Source organism: Streptomyces sp. NBC_00158 (genome assembly GCF_045160885.1).
GTDB lineage: Bacteria > Actinomycetota > Actinomycetes > Streptomycetales > Streptomycetaceae > Streptomyces.
Genome location: NZ_CP108161.1, coordinates 4143164 through 4159535 on the forward strand (window position 1 = coordinate 4143164; position 16372 = coordinate 4159535).

At 72.8% G+C, this 16372-nt stretch carries 16 protein-coding genes; 13 read left to right on the forward strand and 3 right to left on the reverse strand.

Annotation, left to right across the window (positions count from 1 at the left end):
- The first annotated feature begins 9 nt into the window (after window positions 1-9).
- From OG553_RS19140 to OG553_RS19170, 7 genes are all read left to right on the forward strand, one after another.
- Window positions 10-1239, forward strand: a complete 1230-nt coding sequence (locus tag OG553_RS19140; protein ID WP_405980151.1) for an MFS transporter — start codon at window positions 10-12, stop codon at window positions 1237-1239.
- Entirely contained in the window at window positions 1211-2359 is a 1149-nt protein-coding gene (locus OG553_RS19145) for an acetoin utilization protein AcuC (RefSeq protein WP_405983075.1), read from the forward strand. The genes OG553_RS19140 and OG553_RS19145 overlap by 29 nt, the downstream gene beginning before the upstream one ends.
- Before the next feature lie 91 nt (window positions 2360-2450).
- Window positions 2451-3281, forward strand: coding sequence for a phosphatase (locus OG553_RS19150; protein WP_405980152.1), 831 nt, complete (start codon window positions 2451-2453; stop codon window positions 3279-3281).
- Between the two features lie 115 nt (window positions 3282-3396).
- Window positions 3397-3606: a helix-turn-helix domain-containing protein gene (locus OG553_RS19155; RefSeq protein WP_042803574.1), complete on the forward strand. Its 210-nt coding sequence runs from the start codon at window positions 3397-3399 to the stop codon at window positions 3604-3606.
- Between the two features lie 144 nt (window positions 3607-3750).
- Window positions 3751-3849, forward strand: coding sequence for a 30S ribosomal protein bS22 (locus OG553_RS19160; protein WP_003948845.1), 99 nt, complete (start codon window positions 3751-3753; stop codon window positions 3847-3849).
- Window positions 3850-3945: 96 nt separating this feature from the next.
- Complete coding sequence (locus OG553_RS19165) at window positions 3946-5007, forward strand: NAD-dependent epimerase/dehydratase family protein (RefSeq protein WP_405980153.1); 1062 nt, start codon at window positions 3946-3948, stop codon at window positions 5005-5007.
- Window positions 5007-5987 carry a lysophospholipid acyltransferase family protein gene (locus tag OG553_RS19170; protein ID WP_405980154.1) on the forward strand — a complete coding sequence of 327 codons (981 nt, stop codon included), beginning with the start codon at window positions 5007-5009 and terminating at the stop codon, window positions 5985-5987. The genes OG553_RS19165 and OG553_RS19170 overlap by 1 nt, the downstream gene beginning before the upstream one ends.
- Window positions 5988-6128: 141 nt before the next feature.
- Here the strand turns inward: OG553_RS19170 and OG553_RS19175 are convergent, their stop codons facing one another.
- The 3 genes from OG553_RS19175 to OG553_RS19185 all read right to left on the reverse strand — a co-directional run bounded on the left by OG553_RS19175 (window position 6129) and on the right by OG553_RS19185 (window position 9724).
- Window positions 6129-7340, reverse strand: a complete 1212-nt coding sequence (locus OG553_RS19175) for a DUF5667 domain-containing protein (RefSeq protein WP_405980155.1) — start codon at window positions 7338-7340, stop codon at window positions 6129-6131.
- 232 nt (window positions 7341-7572) lie between these two features.
- Entirely contained in the window at window positions 7573-8376 is an 804-nt protein-coding gene (locus tag OG553_RS19180) for an ECF subfamily RNA polymerase sigma factor, BldN family (RefSeq protein ID WP_401244352.1), read from the reverse strand.
- 340 nt (window positions 8377-8716) lie between these two features.
- Window positions 8717-9724: an HAD family hydrolase gene (locus OG553_RS19185; protein WP_405980156.1), complete on the reverse strand. Its 1008-nt coding sequence runs from the start codon at window positions 9722-9724 to the stop codon at window positions 8717-8719.
- 99 nt (window positions 9725-9823) lie between these two features.
- Between OG553_RS19185 and OG553_RS19190 the strand changes: the two genes are divergently transcribed.
- The 6 genes from OG553_RS19190 to OG553_RS19215 all read left to right on the forward strand — a co-directional run bounded on the left by OG553_RS19190 (window position 9824) and on the right by OG553_RS19215 (window position 16306).
- Entirely contained in the window at window positions 9824-10102 is a 279-nt protein-coding gene (locus tag OG553_RS19190; protein ID WP_361596998.1) for a glutaredoxin family protein, read from the forward strand.
- 273 nt (window positions 10103-10375) lie between these two features.
- Window positions 10376-11206, forward strand: coding sequence for a redox-sensing transcriptional repressor Rex (locus tag OG553_RS19195; protein WP_405980157.1), 831 nt, complete (start codon window positions 10376-10378; stop codon window positions 11204-11206).
- Window positions 11203-13137, forward strand: coding sequence for a glutamyl-tRNA reductase (locus OG553_RS19200; protein WP_405980158.1), 1935 nt, complete (start codon window positions 11203-11205; stop codon window positions 13135-13137). Before OG553_RS19195 ends, OG553_RS19200 begins: the two co-directional genes overlap by 4 nt.
- On the forward strand, window positions 13134-14102 hold the full coding sequence (gene hemC, locus OG553_RS19205; RefSeq protein WP_405980159.1) for a hydroxymethylbilane synthase: 969 nt from the start codon (window positions 13134-13136) through the stop codon (window positions 14100-14102). The genes OG553_RS19200 and hemC overlap by 4 nt, the downstream gene beginning before the upstream one ends.
- The gene (locus OG553_RS19210) at window positions 14099-15784 is read left to right on the forward strand and encodes a uroporphyrinogen-III synthase (RefSeq protein WP_405980160.1); all 1686 of its coding nucleotides are present in this window, start codon (window positions 14099-14101) and stop codon (window positions 15782-15784) included. The genes hemC and OG553_RS19210 overlap by 4 nt, the downstream gene beginning before the upstream one ends.
- A 144-nt stretch (window positions 15785-15928) precedes the next feature.
- Window positions 15929-16306, forward strand: coding sequence for a hypothetical protein (locus OG553_RS19215; RefSeq protein WP_405980161.1), 378 nt, complete (start codon window positions 15929-15931; stop codon window positions 16304-16306).
- Window positions 16307-16372 lie beyond the last annotated feature (66 nt).

Consider the following 16372-nt stretch of genomic DNA (forward strand, 5'->3'; position numbering starts at 1 on the left):
TGTGCCGCCATGACGGTTGACGTACGGCTTCGCCGTGGGCGCGGGGCGCTCGGGTTCAGCTTCTTCGTGCAGGGTGTCGCCTTCGCCCTGCTGGTGACGCGGATCCCGGCCATTCAGGACCGGTACGGGATATCCGACGGGCTGCTGCCCGCCTTCCTCGCCGCCGTGCCCGTCCTCGCCGGGGTGTCCAGCGTCGCCACCGAGCACCTGGTGAAGCGCGTGGCGCCCGGCGTGGTGCTGCGGTGGGCGCAGCCCGTCGTGCTGCTGGCCCTGCTCGGTGTGGGGGCCGGCAGCGGGATGTGGCAGGTGGCGGTGGCCCTCGGGGTGTTCGGGCTGTCGGTGGGCGCGCTGGACGCCTCGATGAACATGCTCGGGGTGAGCCTCCAGCGGGCGTACGGGCGTTCCATCATGCTGGGCTTCCACGCCTCGTACAGCCTCGGCGGGATCCTGGGCGCGTCGGCGGCCTGGGCGGGGGCGCACTGGCACCTGTCGCTGTTCACGGGGTACCTGCCCGCGGTGGTGGTCCTGCTGCCGGCGGCCATGGTGGGGAGCCGGTACTACGTGAACGCCAAGGGAGGGGGCACGGAGCAGGAGCAGGGGCAGGGGTGGCCGGCGGGCGGAGGGAAGCTGCTGCTGCCGCTGTGCCTGGTGATGGCCTGCGCGTACATCGGGGACTCGACGGTGGCGAACTGGAGCGCCAAGTACCTCCAGGACGTGCTGGGGAGTTCGGAGCAGCTGGCCACGGTCCCCTACAACGTGTACATGGTGACGACGCTGGCCGGGCGGGCCGTCGGGGACCTGGGTGTGCGCCGGTTCGGGGCGGTCGCGGTGGTGCGGGCCGGGACCGTGGTGGCGGCCTGCGGGTTCGGGGTGGTGGCGGCCGCGCCGGGGGCCTGGGTGGGGATGCTGGGGTTCACGCTGCTGGGGATCGGGCTGTGCGTGATCGTGCCGCAGACCTTCGCGGCGGCGGGGCGCCTGTTCCCGGGGGCTTCCGACACGGCGGTGGCGCGGCTGAACATCTTCAACTACGTGGGTTTCCTGATCGGTTCGCCGCTGGTGGGCGGGATCGGGGACGCGTGGAACTACCGGGGCGCGATGGTGGTGCCGATGGTGCTGGTGTTGGTGACCTTGTTCCACGCCCGTTCCTTCGGCGCCGGCGGGGCCCGATACGGTGTCGGGCATGAGCGGCGAGTCGGTGACCGGGCTGTTGATGTGGGACGAAGCGGTAACGGGGTATGACTTCGGACCGGGCCATCCCATGGATCCGGTGCGCCTGGCGCTGACCATGGGCCTGGTGCGCGCCTTCGGGCTGGACCGGGAGATGGAGGTGCGGGCGGCCCCGGCGGCCGGTGACTCGACGCTGAGGCTGGTCCACCGGGAGGACTACGTGGCCGCGGTGCGGGAGGTTTCTGCGGATCCCGGGGTGGCGGACGGTTCGTACGGGCTGGGGACCATGGACGATCCGGCGTTCCACGGGATCCACGAGGCGTCCGCGCTGATCGCCGGGCAGTCGGTGGCGGCGGCGGAGGCCCTGTGGCGGGGGGAGGCCCGGCACGCGGTGAACTTCGCGGGCGGGCTGCACCACGCGATGCCGGGCGGGGCGGCCGGGTTCTGCGTGTACAACGACGCGGCGGTGGCGATCGCGCGGCTGCTGGAGCTGGGCGCGGAGCGGGTCGCGTACGTGGACGTGGACGTGCACCACGGGGACGGGGTGCAGACGGCGTTCTGGGACGACCCCCGGGTGCTGACGGTGTCGCTGCACGAGCACCCGCGGACGCTGTTCCCGCAGACGGGCTGGCCGGAGGAGACGGGCGGTCCGGAGGCCGAGGGGAGCGCGGTGAACGTGGCGCTGCCGGCCGGGACCGGGGACGAGGGGTGGCTGCGGGCCTTCCACGCGACGGTGCCGGAGCTGCTGGCGGACTTCCGGCCGCAGGTGCTGGTGACGCAGCACGGGGCGGACACGCACTTCGAGGACCCGCTCGCGCACCTGGCGGTGTCGCTGGACGCGCAGCGGGCGGTGCAGGAGGCCTGCCACGCGCTGGCGCACGAGTACGCGGGCGGGCGGTGGCTGGCGCTGGGCGGCGGCGGGTACGCGGTGGTGGACGTCGTGCCGCGGTCGTGGACGCACCTGGTGGGGATCGCGGCGCACCGGCCGGTGGACCCGGCGGCGATGGTGCCGCAGTCGTGGCGGGACGAGGCGTACGCGCGGACGCGGCAGGGCGGGCCGGCCCGGATGACGGACGGGCGGACCCCGGGCTGGCGGGACTGGGACGCCGGATACGACCCGGCGGACCGTACGGATCAGGCCGTTCTGGCGACGCGGAGGGCGGTGTTCCCGCTGCGCGGGATGCTCGTGTGACGCAGGGTCAGTCTTTGGCGTGGTTACGCCAACTGTGGGGCGGTTCGGCGGAATTGATGAACCGGCAGGTCGGGTGCGGCAGCATCGGAGGGTGTTGAGCACCGGCGCGTTGCGTGCGCATCTGCTGGCCGCCCGGTTGGCCGGGCCCGTCGCCACGACGCGGGAGGAGAGCCTGCGCAGCTACCGGCTGTTCGCGGCGGGGGACCCCCGGGTGTTGCTGGGGTTGGAGCCGGAGCGCCGGTGGGGTGTGGGTGAGCTGCTGGGGCTGATGTCGGCCAAGTGCGGGGTGTCGGTGGATCCGGCGCACGTCAGGGGGCCGGACGTGATCGATCCGGAGCGGACGCTGGCGGCGCTGGAGGCCTTCGCGGAGCGGCTGGGGGCGGCGGCGGGGGCGCGGGCGCCGGTGCTCCTCGGGACGGGGCACCCGCATCGGCTCCTGCCCTTCTACGCCGCTTTGGCCCGGGCGCTGTCGGCGGCGGGATGTGTTGTCCTCACTCCGGCGCAGGGGGTGCATGTCGACATGGCGACCCGGTTCGGCGTACGCCCGCACCGGATCGATTACGTACGGGGGGTCGCGCTGGTGCGGGACTCCGGCGCGCGGGGCGCCGGGAGTGCCACCGGCGCACACTCCCATTCGCCACTGCCGGTTCGGATCGCGCTGGGGGCGCTGGCGGCGGCCGGGGGGCCGCTGCCGGAATTGGTGGTGGGTGACCACGGGTGGGTCTGCGGTGCAGGTCAGCTGGGTGTGGAGGCGATCGGGCTGGGTGATACGGATGATCCGGCGCTGTTCGTCGGGGAGGCCGAGGGGCGGGTGGCGGTGACCGTTCCGCTTGATGACGGGGTGCGCTCGGACTACTACGGTCCGCTCATTCGGCACGTGCTGCACCGCGCCGGGCTGCCGGGGCGTCAGGAGTGGCCGTAGCTCCTCTTCCCCACTCGTATCACCCGCCCCTACTCTGGGGAGTGAGCGTGCGACGACGAGGAGTAACCGGAGGGGAAGCCGGTGCCCGTCATGCGCGGAAGGTCAGGTGGGTGTCATGGCTGCTGGCGAGAGGCCTCTCAGTGAGGTTCAGTTCCTGACCGTGGCGGAGGTCGCCTCGGTGATGCGAGTGTCGAAGATGACCGTGTACCGGCTGGTGCACAACCGTCATCTGCCCGCGATCCGGGTGGGCCGGTCCTTCCGGGTCCCCGAGAACGCGGTCCACGAGTACCTCCAGGAGTCCTTCGTGGGGGTGGAGTCGGCCTGAGATCCGGGCCGCCTGCCGAGGCTTGGTAACTCCTGCGGAGGGCTCGGATTACAAGCTCTGAGTTTCGGCGGGTAGGCTAGGCCGACGTAGGTCGTGTGGGCCCAGACGCCCCGCACCAGTGAAGAGAAGTGAGCGAGGGTAGTCGTGGGCTCTGTTATCAAGAAGCGGCGCAAGCGGATGGCCAAGAAGAAGCACCGCAAGCTGCTCAAGCGCACCCGCGTCCAGCGCCGTAACAAGAAGTAAACGGCAGCTGTACGTGTTCTCCGCAGCCCCTCCACCATCCTGGTGGAGGGGCTGCGGTGCAGCCGGGGGTACTTCTTCGAGGGAGGCGCTGAGCTCGTGGGGAAGGTCGTGCTCGTCACCGGGGCAGCCCGGCAGCTGGGGGGCCGCTTCGTGCGCCGCGTCCAGCGCGACCCGGAGGTGGAGCGGGTCATCGCGGTCGACGCGGTGAATCCGCCGCACCGGCTCGGCTCGGCCGAGTTCGTGCGTACGGACATCAGACAGTCGGCCATCGCCCGGGTGCTCGCGGAGCACGCCGTGGACACGGTGGTCCACCTCGCGGTCAGCGGTGGCGCCGCCGCGGGGGCTCCGGGCGGGCGCAGCACCGTCAAGGAGACGAACGTCATCGGGACGATGCAGCTCCTGGGGGCCTGCCAGAAGTCCCCGACGGTACGGCGGCTCGTGGTGAAGTCGAGCACCAGCGTGTACGGGGGCACGGCGCGGGACCCGGCCGTGTTCACGGAGACCACGCAGCCGAAGTCGCTGCCGGCCGGCGGCTTCGCGAAGGACGCCGCCGAGGTCGAGGGATACGTACGCGGTTTCGCGCGGCGGCGGCCGGACGTGGCGGTGTGCGTGCTGCGCTTCGCGAACATCCTGGGGCCGTTCGCGGACTCCGCGCTGGCGGAGTACTTCTCGATGCCGGTGATGCCGACGGTGCTGGGGTACGACCCGCGGCTGCAGTTCGTGCACGAGGACGACGTGGTGGACGTGCTGAGGCTGGCGGCGGGGGAGCCGGAGCGGGGCACGCTGAACAGCGGGACGTTCAACATCGCGGGTGACGGGGTGCTGCTGCTGTCGCAGTGCGCGCGGCGGCTGGGCCGGCCGACGGTGCCGTTGCTGCTGCCCGCGGTGACGTGGGTGGGGCAGGCGCTGCGGGCGGTGGGCGCGACGGACTTCTCGCCGGAGCAGATCCGGCTGCTGACGCACGGGCGGGTCGTGGAGACCACGCAGATGCGTCAGACGCTGGGGTTCCGGCCGATGTACACGACCGCGGAGACCTTCGCGGACTTCGCGCGGAGCCGGGGGAGCGGGCTGCTGCCGCCGGAGCGGGTGGCGCGGGCCGTGGGGCGGGTCGCGGAGCTGTTGGACGTTGACGAGGTTGCCGAGGGAGTGGAGCGATAGTGGCCGACGCCAAGGTCATCCCGTTCGACGAGGACCGGCCGCGCCGGCGGGCGGGCGGGGCCCGGAAGGTGCGGGCGGTCCCGGACCGGCCGGAGCCGGTGGATCCGGTCGCGGAGGCGCCGGTGCGGGGCGGCGGCGAGGGCGGCTGGGACCGGCGGATCGCGGGCGGGCTGGCCTTCCTGCGGCGGCGGATCACGGGCGATTACGAGGTCGACGAGTTCGGCTACGACAAGGAGCTGACGGACCAGGTCCTGATGTCCTTGATGCGGCCGCTGTTCGAGAAGTACTTCCGGGTGGAGGTCAGGGGCGTCGAGAACATCCCGAAGGAGGGCGGCGCGCTGATCGTGGCCAACCACTCGGGGACGCTCCCGCTGGACGGCCTGATGCTCCAGGTGGCCGTCCACGACCACCACCCGGCACAGCGGCACCTGCGGCTGCTGGCGGCGGACCTGGTGTTCATGCTGCCGGTGGTGAACGAGCTGGCGCGGAAGGCCGGGCACACGCTGGCGTGCGCGGAGGACGCGCAGCGGCTGCTGGAGGCCGGGGAACTGGTCGGGGTGATGCCGGAGGGCTTCAAGGGCATAGGGAAGCCGTTCGGCGACCGGTACAAGCTCCAGCGGTTCGGGCGGGGCGGCTTCGTCTCGACGGCGCTGCGGGCGGGCACGCCGATCGTGCCTTGCTCGATCGTGGGGGCGGAGGAGATCTACCCGATGATCGGCAACGCGAAGACGCTGGCGCGGCTGCTGGGGGTGCCGTACTTCCCGGTGACGCCGACGTTCCCTTGGCTGGGGCCGTTGGGGGCGGTGCCGTTGCCGACGAAGTGGACGATCCAGTTCGGCGAGCCGATCCCGACGGACGGGTACGCGCCGGAGGCGGCGGAGGATCCGATGCTGATGTTCAACCTGACGGACCAGGTGAGGGAGCAGATCCAGCACGCGCTGTACAAGCTGCTGGTGCAGCGGAGGTCCGTCTTCTTCTGACGGTGCGGTGGGGGTGGGGCTGGGTGCCGCTGCGCGGAGCTGCTCCCCGCCCCGCCCTTTCTCCGTTTCCCGGGGCTCCGCCCCGGACCCCGCGCCTCAAACGCCGGCGGGGCTGGATGGCCCCGCCGGCGTTTCGGCGTGTTACTCGGCGTCCTCCGCCTGGATGCCCAGGCCCGGGAGGAGGCCCGGGAGGAGCGGCGGGAGGGTGATGTCCGGCTGGGGTTGGGCCGGGGGTGCCGAGGGTGGCGGGGCGGACTGCCCGTGCGCCGGCGGGTTGAGCAGGTTGCCGGTGCCGCCCAGGAGGCCGCTGCCGGGAGCCGGTGCGTGGCTGCCGGAGGGGCTGGGGGCGGCCGGGGTCTGCGCCGCGGCGGGGGAGTCCGGTGCCGGTGCGGGCTGCTGCTTGCCCGTCGCCGGGGTGCTCGGCCTGGCGGGGGTGCCGCCGGGGCCGCCGCGCTGTTGCTCCGGGGGCTTGGGCAGCAGGCCCTGGAGCGGCGCCACCTCATCGTCTATGGCCTGGAAGACCGAGGTCACCTGGTCGCCCACGTCCATCAGCTGCGGCGGCAGGTTGGACCGGAGCCGGCCCCACGCGTCGCGGTGGGAGTTGGAGAACGAGGACAGGGTCTGGATCGGGCCGAGCGAGCCGTCCCGCTTGTAGGCCGCCTGGAGCAGCCGGTGGCCCTCCGCGGCGTCGTGCTGCATGCCTGCCAGCGCCCGCCGGATCTCGCCCAGGACCTCGTGGTCCAGGGGCCCGGAACGGCCGCGTTCCATCAGCCGGCGCGCTTCCGACAGGCGGTTCGAGGCCCGGTCGAGGTAGACCTCGCCCCGGTCCGCGCCCTCGTCGGCCATGCCCAGCTTCAGGTCCTCCATGCCCAGCTTGACCGGGTACAGCGGATCACCGGGCAGGGCGTCGGTGCTGGCAGCGGCCACTCCGCTGAAGGCCCCTGCGGCCACACCCACGGTGAGGCCCCCCGCTGCGATGCCCTTGGACCAGCGGGAGCGGGGCCGCAATTTCCGGAGCGAGGTCGCCCGGTGGGCGCCGCGGCCGGTCCGCTGTTCGGGCACCAGAGGGTCCTCGGCGGCACCGCCCCCGGCCCTCTCCTCCATCACCATGGCCTCCATGGCGGCTACGAGCTGCGCTCGTTGCACCACTTTGACCTCGGGGTCCAGCACCGGGCGCGGCATTTCGCCGAGCACGCTCGCCAGGGCCAACAACCGGTCGTGGTCGGCGGATTCGGCAGGCGCCTCGGACTGCTCGGCCGCCGGGTCCGGTTCCGAAAGAGCGGACGGGGTCCGATCCTCCAGGGCCTGGGCGAAGGCGTTCGCCCGCCGGTGCGGAGTCACGTTCGCGATCACTGGCGGCACCTCCTCTCGTCATGACGATCGACTCCCCAAGGTGTCCGGAAGGTTGCCTTCCTTGAGCACATCCACACTTTCGGGTGAGCGGCTTCGGGCAGGGCTTGTCCACAGGGAGCCTGCATTCCGCACAACGAGCGGCGCGGCACTTGGGTTACGGACGAAGGATGATCGGACCACAGCGTCATCGAGGGGTCACCGGTAGTGGGGTCGTCTTGTGTGCGGGAGCGGGTCAGCGGGCGTCGTCCGGCAGCAGGCGGGCCAGGGTGCGGACCGCCCGGTACTGGAGCGTCTTGATGGCCCCTTCGTTCTTGCCCATCACCCGGGCGGTCTCGGCGACCGAGAGGCCCTGGAGGAAGCGCAAGGTGACGCACTCCTGCTGCTGGGGGTTCAGCTTCCGTACGGCTTCGAGCAGTGCCGCGTTGGAGAGGGACTCCAGGACGGAGTCCTCGGGGCTGCGCTCCACCTCGTTGGCGTCGAGCATCTCGCCGGTGGTGACCTCCAGGCGGAAGCGGCTGGACTTGAAGTGGTCCGCCACCAGGTTCCGCGCGATGGTCACGAGCCAGGCGCCGAAGTCGCGGCCCTGCCAGGTGAAGGTGGAGATGCGGCGCAGCGCGCGCAGGAAGGTCTCGCTGGTGAGATCCTCCGCGGTCGCCTTGCCGCCGACGCGGTAGTAGATGTAGCGGTACACCGTGTCGCTGTACTGGTCGTAGAGGCGGCCGAAGGCCTCCGCCTCGCCGGCCTGGGCGCGTTCGACCAGGTCCATCATGCGGGCCTGGTCGCTGTCCGCGGTGGGGCGGCGGGCGGCGGTCGTGCTGGTGCCGCCGGCGGCGGAGCCCGCGCGACCGCGTCTGCCCACGGTCGCCCCGCCGTCCGTCAGTGCGTAGCAGGGGCCGGCCGGGCCGAGGCCGGCAGGGACCGCGGCGGCGAAGGCGGGGACGGCGTACGCGGTGGGGACGAAGCCGCGCAGGTGGTCGAGGACCGTCGCGCGCAGCGTAGCCAGGCCCGAGGCGTCAACCCCGACAGGTGGGTACACGGGACTCCCAGAGGCAGAGCTTCCATCACGTGCAGTGCGGGACCGTTCACCCGTCGTGGGGACGGATGGGCGGTGGCATGCGTTTGAGGAGAATAACGCTTCGTACAGGCAGCACTACACCCAGTTGCCTAAATCACCGGTTCCGACACTTCTGTTGCGTGTCCAGGGCATATTCAGGCCCGATTGGTGATCGATTCTTGATCGCTTGGATGCGCGGAATGGACGGTTCCACGGTGGCTCACGACCGAGTAGGGCAGGCCGGAGTGCCGCGCCGACGGCGCGGGTAGAGGGGAGCGAATGACCGCCGGGCGGCCCGGGGGAGGGCGGGGGCCCGGCGTTGCTACTTGCGGCGCCGGTGCAGGGCGATGGCGGCGGCCGCGCCGCCCGCGATCGCGCCGACTCCGGCGGCCGCCGGGACGCCGACCTTCACGGCCTTGCGGCCGGTCCGATAGTCGCGCAGGCGCCAGTCGTTGGCGCGGGCATGCTTGCGCAGTTTTGTGTCGGGATTGATCGCGTACGGATGTCCGACCAGGGACAGCATCGGGATGTCGTTGTGCGAATCGCTGTACGCGGCGCAGCGTTCGAGGTCGAGGTCCTCGGCGGCGGCCAGCGCGCGCACCGCCTCCGCCTTCGCGGGGCCGTGCAGGGGCTCGCCGACCAGGCGTCCGGTGTAGACGCCGTCCACGGACTCGGCGACGGTGCCCAGGGCGCCGGTCAGGCCGAGCCGCCGGGCGATGATCGTGGCGGTCTCGACGGGGGCGGCGGTGACCAGCCACACCTTCTGGCCGGCGTCGAGGTGGGCCTGGGCCAGGGCGCGGGTGCCCGGCCAGATCCGCTCGGCCATGTACTCGTCGTAGATCTCCTCGCCGATGGCCATCAGTTCGGAGACCTTGTGTCCCTTGACGATGGACAGGGCGCTGTCGCGCGCGTCCTGCATGTGTTCGGGGTCCTCGACCCCGGCGAGCCGGAACCAGGCCTGCTGCCAGGCGAAGCGGGCCAGTTCGCGGCGGCGGAAGAACTCGCGCTTGTAGAGGCCGCGGCCGAAGTGGAAGATCGCGGCGCCCTGCATGACGGTGTTGTCGAGGTCGAAGAAGGCGGCGGCGAGGTCGTCTCCGTGGACCGGGAACTCGGGCTCGGCGGGCTCGGCCTGCGCGGCTCCGGCCTCGGCGGCGGGGGCTTCGCCGGGCGTGGACGCAGGCGCGGTCTCCGGTGCGCCGGCCGCCTCGGGGGCGTGTGGTGCACCGGCCTGCGCGGTCTTGCGGGCGGCCTCGGCCGAGGCCTCGCCTGCCAGTACGCTCCGCGCCGTCGCGGAGCGCCTACGGGGGGTGAGCCATCCCAGAGCGGCCATGACGCGAGCATAGCCATTGTGTTCGGGAGTTCCCGAACCGCCGGGAAACGGAGCGGTTAACTCTTCGGGCGCGCCGGGCGGGAGCGGGACAATGGCGGCATGAGCCCTTTGCTGCGCCGTAAGGAAAAGAAGCGTCCCGAAGAGCGGATGGTGACGCTCATCGGGAAGCCGGGGTGCCACCTCTGCGACGACGCCCAGGAAGTGATCGAGAAGGTCTGCGCCGAGACGGGCGCACAGTGGGAGAAGAAGGACATCTCGCAGGACGAGGAGCTCTACCGGCTCCACTGGGAGCAGATTCCGGTGGTGCTGGTCGACGGTGAACAGCACACCTTCTGGAGGGTGAACCCTGACCGGCTGCGTCGGGCATTGGGAGCCTGACCGTTTCGCCCGTTACCATCGTGGGCGATTTATGGGGACTCGGGGGCGTATCGATGAGGAGTGTGTACCGCTTTGCCCCCCTCGGGATTTGAACGGGTTCGGCCCGTTCCCGGCCCGGGCCCCACCTGCCCAGCCCGCGTGACCCCGGTCACTTTGCTCGGACAAAGCGGACACAATCTTTGTGCACGCGTTCACAAAGACATAGCCTGCATTCGACGGGGCGGTCCTGGGACAAGAGGCCGCCTGCAGCCCCGCTCATCCCGCAGGAGCATCGTGGCAACTGGCCGAACTCACCGACCGGCGACCCGCAGCCGAGGTATTCCCGAGGCCACTGTCGCCCGGCTTCCGCTGTACTTGCGCGCACTCACCGCGCTCTCCGAGCGATCGGTACCCACGGTGTCCTCCGAGGAGCTCGCGGCCGCCGCCGGAGTCAACTCCGCGAAGCTGCGCAAGGACTTCTCGTACCTCGGTTCCTACGGCACGCGCGGCGTCGGCTACGACGTCGAGTACCTCGTCTACCAGATCTCCCGCGAACTCGGCCTCACCCAGGACTGGCCCGTCGTCATCGTCGGCATCGGCAACCTCGGCGCCGCCCTGGCCAACTACGGCGGATTCGCCTCGCGCGGCTTCCGCGTGGCCGCGCTGATCGACGCCGACCCGGCCATGGCCGGCAAGCCGGTCGCCGGCATGCCCGTGCAGCACACCGATGACCTGGAGAAGATCATCGAGGAGAACGGCGTCTCGATCGGCGTCATCGCCACGCCCGCCGGTGCCGCCCAGCAGGTCAGCGAGCGGCTGATCGCCGCCGGCGTGACCTCCATCCTGAACTTCGCGCCGACCGTGCTGTCCGTGCCCGAGGGCGTCGACGTGCGCAAGGTCGACCTCTCCATCGAGCTCCAGATCCTGGCGTTCCACGAGCAGCGCAAGGCCGGCGAAGGCGCCGGCGGCGCCGGTGCGGACGCGGACTCCGAGACCGCTCCGGGCGGGGACGCCGCCGCGGGCGCCGCGCCCGTCGCCGCCGTGGAGCCGCCGGCCGGCCGGGCCGCCGCGGCCGCGCGCAAGGGCGGCCCCGAGGGTGACGTGCCGGCGGTGATGCCGGCATGAGTCTGCTCGTCGTTGGCCTGAGCCACCGCAGCGCGCCGGTGAGCGTGCTGGAGCGGGCCTCGCTGTCCGCCGACGCCAAGGTCAAGCTGCTGCACGACACCCTGGCCGCCGAGCCGGCGGCCGAGGCGACCGTGCTGGCCACCTGCAACCGGATCGAGCTGTACGCCGACGTGGAGAAGTTCCACGCCGGTGTCGCCGAGCTGTCCACGCTGCTGGCCCAGCACAGCGGGGTCGCGCTGGAGGAGCTCACGCCCTACCTCTACGTGCACTACGAGGACCGGGCCGTGCACCACCTGTTCTCGGTGGCGTGCGGGCTGGACTCGATGGTCGTGGGCGAGGGTCAGATCCTCGGCCAGATCAAGGACGCGCTGGCGCTGGGGCAGGAGCTCCACACGGCGGGGCGTCTGATCAACGATCTTTTCCAGCAGGCGCTGCGGGTCGGCAAGCGGGCGCACTCCGAGACCGGGATCGACCGGGCCGGGCAGTCGCTGGTGACCTTCGGGCTGGAGCAGCTCGCGGTGCACCTGCCGGTGGGGGAGTGGGCCGCCGGGAAGCGCGCGCTGGTGATCGGCGCCGGGTCGATGTCCTCGCTGGCGGCGGCGACGCTCGCGCGGGTGGGTGTCGCCGAGGTGGTCGTGGCGAACCGGACCGCGGAGCGGGCGGAGCGTCTCGCCGAGATTTTGGTTGCCTCGGGCACTGGTGTCGCGGCGCGGGCCGTTCCGATGTCGGCGGTCGCCGGTGAGCTCGCGCGGGTGGACGTGGTGGTGTCCTGTACCGGGGCCACCGGGCTGGTGCTGACCGGGGACGACGTCGCCGCCGCGCTTGCCGGTGGCGGTGCCGGTGCCGGTGCGGTGGCGGGTGGCCCTGCGGGGCTCTCCCCCACCCCGCCCCTTCCCGAAACCGGGGCTGCGCCCCGGACCCCCTCCTGGGGGCTCCGCCCCCAGACCCTCGCGCCTCAATCGCAGGCGGGGCTGGAGAACGGGGCTGCGCCCCGGGCCGCCGGGCCGGGGACGGCCGACGGCTTCGCCGCGGCCCAGGCCTCCGGGCCGGCGGTGGCCGACGGCTTCGCCGCGGCCGGTGCGCTGGGCTCGGCCTTCGCGGCTGCGCCGCAGGCCGGGGTCGACGCCGAGGTCGTCGCGCGGCTTGCCGCCGCTGCCCAGGGCGGGCGGCGGATCGCCGATGCCGGGGCCGTGCGGACCATCGCGGCGCCCGTCGCCGTCGAGGGTGACGGGTGTCCCGTCGGGCTCGACGTGCCGGCTGACGGGTCCCTGCCGGCCGGCGGCGGCCGCTCGGCGCTCGCCGGGGTCGACGCCGGGTCGCTCGAACTGCACGGGGCCTGGGCCGATCAGGGTGAGGCCGCCGCGCAGCGGCAGCCGCGGCGGGCGGCGCGGGCGCTGGCCGACGGGGCCGTTCCCGTACGGCTGGCGCTGCTGGACCTGGCCATGCCCCGGGACATCGACGCGGCCGTGCACCGCATCCCGGGCGTGCGGCTCGTAGACATCGAGAGCCTGGCGGAAGCGTCCGCGGACGCGCCGATGGCCGCCGACGTCGACGCCGTGCGCGGGATCGTGGCCGCGGAAGTGGCCGCGTTCGGCGCCGCGCAGCGGGCCGCGCACATCACGCCCACCGTCGTCGCCCTGCGGGCGATGGCCGCCGAGGTCGTCGCCATGGAGGTGGCACGGCTCGACGGGCGGGTACCCGACCTCGACGAGCGGCAGCGCGCGGAGGTCACCCAGACCGTGCGCCGCGTCGTCGACAAGCTCCTCCACGCGCCGACCGTGCGCGTCAAGCAGCTCGCGAGCGAGCCCGGCGGCGCCGGGTACGCGGAGGCGCTGCGCGAACTCTTCGACCTCGACCCTCAGACGGTGGCTTCCGTCAGCCGGGCGGACGCGGCCGATCCGATGAACGACGACCCAGGACGGGCATCATGAACACACGTCCCGACCAGCCCCTCAGGCTCGGCACGCGGCGCAGCAAGCTGGCCATGTCCCAGTCCGGGCACGTCGCCGAGGCGGTCCGGGCGATCACCGGCCGGCCCGTCGAGCTCGTGGAGATCACGACCTACGGTGACGTGTCCCGCGAGAACCTCGCGCAGATCGGCGGCACCGGCGTGTTCGTCACGGCGCTGCGCGACGCGCTGGTGCGCGGCGAGGTCGACTTCGCCGTGCACTCGCTGAAGGACCTGCCGACGGCGCAGCCCGACGAGCTGGTCATCGCGGCCATGCCGAAGCGCGAGGACCCGCGCGACGCGCTGGTGGCCCGCGACGGCCTGACCTTCGAGCAGCTGCCCGACGGGGCCCGCGTGGGTACCGGTTCGCCGCGCCGCATGGCGCAGCTGAACGCGTACGCCCGCAGCCTGGGCAAGTCGATCGAGACCGTCGCGATCCGCGGCAACGTCGACACCCGGATCGGCTTCGTGCGCGACGGCGAGCTCGACGCGGTCGTGCTGGCCGCGGCCGGCCTGAACCGGATCGGCCGCGCCGACGAGGCGACCGACCTGCTGTCGGTCGACAACGTCCTGCCCGCCCCCGGCCAGGGTGCCCTGGCCGTGGAGTGCCTCGCCTCCGACGCGGACCTCATCTCCGCGCTCGGCCGGCTCGACGACCCGCACACGCGGGCCGCCGTGACCGCGGAGCGTGCGCTCCTCGCCGCCCTGGAGGCCGGGTGCAGCGCACCCGTGGGCGCGCTCGCCGACCTGCTGGTCGACGGGCAGATTGTCAATGAAATGCGCCTGCGTGGTGTCGTCGGGACCCTCGACGGTTCGACGCTGGTGCAGCTGTCCACCACCGGTCCCGTGCCCCAGTCGTACGACGAGGCCATGGCGCTCGGCCGCGAACTCGCGGACGAGATGCTGGCCAAGGGCGCGGCCGGTCTGATGGGGGAGCGATCCCTTTGAACCCCTCAAGCCCCACCACCTCCCCCTTCGCGGGCGTAGCCGCCCCCGGGCTCGTCACCTTCCTCGGTGCGGGTCCGGGCGACCCGGGTCTGCTCACGCTGCGCGCCGTGGAGGCGCTCGCAGCCGCGGACGTACTGATCGCGGAGCCCGAGGTGCTAGAGGTCGTACGGACCCACGCCCGGGCGGGCGTCGACACGCCGCAGCTGACGGTCGCTGACGAAGTGTCAGCCGCCGCCGGTGTTCCGGCGATCCGTACTCCGTCGACCGCCGCGGACGTTGCCAATCTTGTCATGGAGGCCGCGCGCTCCGGCAGGCGGGTCGTCCGTGCGGTGACGGGCGACCCCGGACTGGAGGGCAACGCGGCCGAGGAGATGCTCGCCTGCGCCCACCAGGGCATCCCCTTCGAGGTGGTTCCCGGTGTCGCGACCGCCGTCGGCGTGCCCGCGTACGCCGGTGTTCCGCTGCGCGGTGAGCAGGGCGCCGACGTGCGCTTCGTGGACGCCCGGCACGCCTCGGCGCGCTGCTGGAGCGAGGTCGGCGCGAGCGACTGCGGTGTCGTGGTCTCGGCGACGCTGGAGACGGTCGCGAGCGCGGCCGCCGAGCTGGTGTCGGCCGGCCGCAAGCCGGAGACCCCGCTGACGGTGACCGTCGGCGGTACGACGACCCGGCAGCGGACCTGGAGCGCGACCCTGGGCACGATCGCCCAGGTGTTCAAGCAGGGCAAGGTGCTCCCCTCGCCCGAGGGCTCCCGTCCGGTGATAGCCGTGGTCGGTGAGCAGGGTGCCGCGGCGCGGCGCGAGGAGCTGGCCTGGTTCGAGTCGAAGCCGCTGTTCGGCTGGCGGGTCCTCGTACCGCGTACGAAGGAGCAGGCCGCTTCGCTCTCCGACCAGCTGCGTTCGTACGGCGCGGTGCCGCACGAGGTGCCGACCATCGCGGTGGAGCCGCCGCGCACCCCGCAGCAGATGGAGCGGGCGGTCAAGGGCCTGGTGACGGGCCGCTACGAGTGGATCGCCTTCACCTCGGTGAACGCCGTCAAGGCGGTGCGGGAGAAGTTCGAGGAGTACGGGCTCGACGCGCGCGCCTTCGCGGGCATCAAGGTCGCCGCGGTGGGCGAGCAGACCGCGGCCGCGCTGGTGGAGTTCGGCGTGAAGCCGGACCTGGTGCCGAGCGGCGAGCAGTCGGCCGCCGGTCTGCTGGAGGACTGGCCGCCGTACGACCCGGTCTTCGACCCGATCGACCGCGTCTTCCTGCCGCGCGCCGACATCGCCACGGAGACGCTGGTGGCCGGGCTGATAGAGCTGGGCTGGGAGGTGGACGACGTCACGGCCTACCGGACCGTGCGCGCGTCGCCGCCGCCGGCGGACACCCGCGAGGCGATCAAGGGCGGCGGTTTCGACGCCGTTCTCTTCACGTCGTCGTCCACCGTCCGCAACCTGGTCGGCATCGCCGGCAAGCCGCACAACGTGACCGTCATCGCCTGTATCGGGCCGGCGACGGCCAAGACGGCGGAGGAGCACGGCCTGCGCGTGGACGTGCTGTCGCCGGAGCCGAGCGTGGGCAAGCTGGCGGAGGCGCTGGCGGCGTACGGGGAGGCGCGCCGGGAGGCGGCCAAGGCGGCCGGCGAGACGGTGGCCCGCCCGAGCGAGCGCCGTCCGGGTGCGCGCCGGCGTCGCGCGACGTGAGGTTAGTGGTCGGAGGGGTCCGGGAGCGGTGTGCGCCCCGGGCCCCTTCGGCGTTTCCGGGGAGGGGTACTCGGGCGGGGCTGAGTAGCGGGTTGAGTAGCCGCGCGGGTTCCGGCGGGGCCCGGCGGGCGGTTGGGTGGTGCCATGACCGAGAACACCGCCGCCGCGCTCCCCGACACCGACGCCGACGCCCGTGACCGCCGGGCTTTCGTGGCCCCGCTGGTCTCCACGCTGCTGACCGTGCCCATGGGGCTGCTGGCGCTGTTCTACGCGGGGATCTCGCCGATGGCCTGCGACTCCTGCGACGGGGCGGTCGCCGACGCCTTCGACGCGAGCTTCCGCACGGCCTGGCCGGTGTTCCTGGGCGGGCTGGTGGTGGCCCTCGTGCTGCTTCTCGTCTCCTGGTGCCTGCCGTGGCAGCGCCGCAACGCGGCCCGCCGCCTCCTGGCGGCGTTCGCCGCGCCGGGGGTGGTGGTGCTGGGCACGCTGCTCTTCACGGCACTGGTCGACTGGCCGGCCTAGGGGCTGCGCGGGCCGGGCCGGGGGCGGCCTCTACGCTGGGTGGTGACTGCTGTCGAAGCTCGAAGA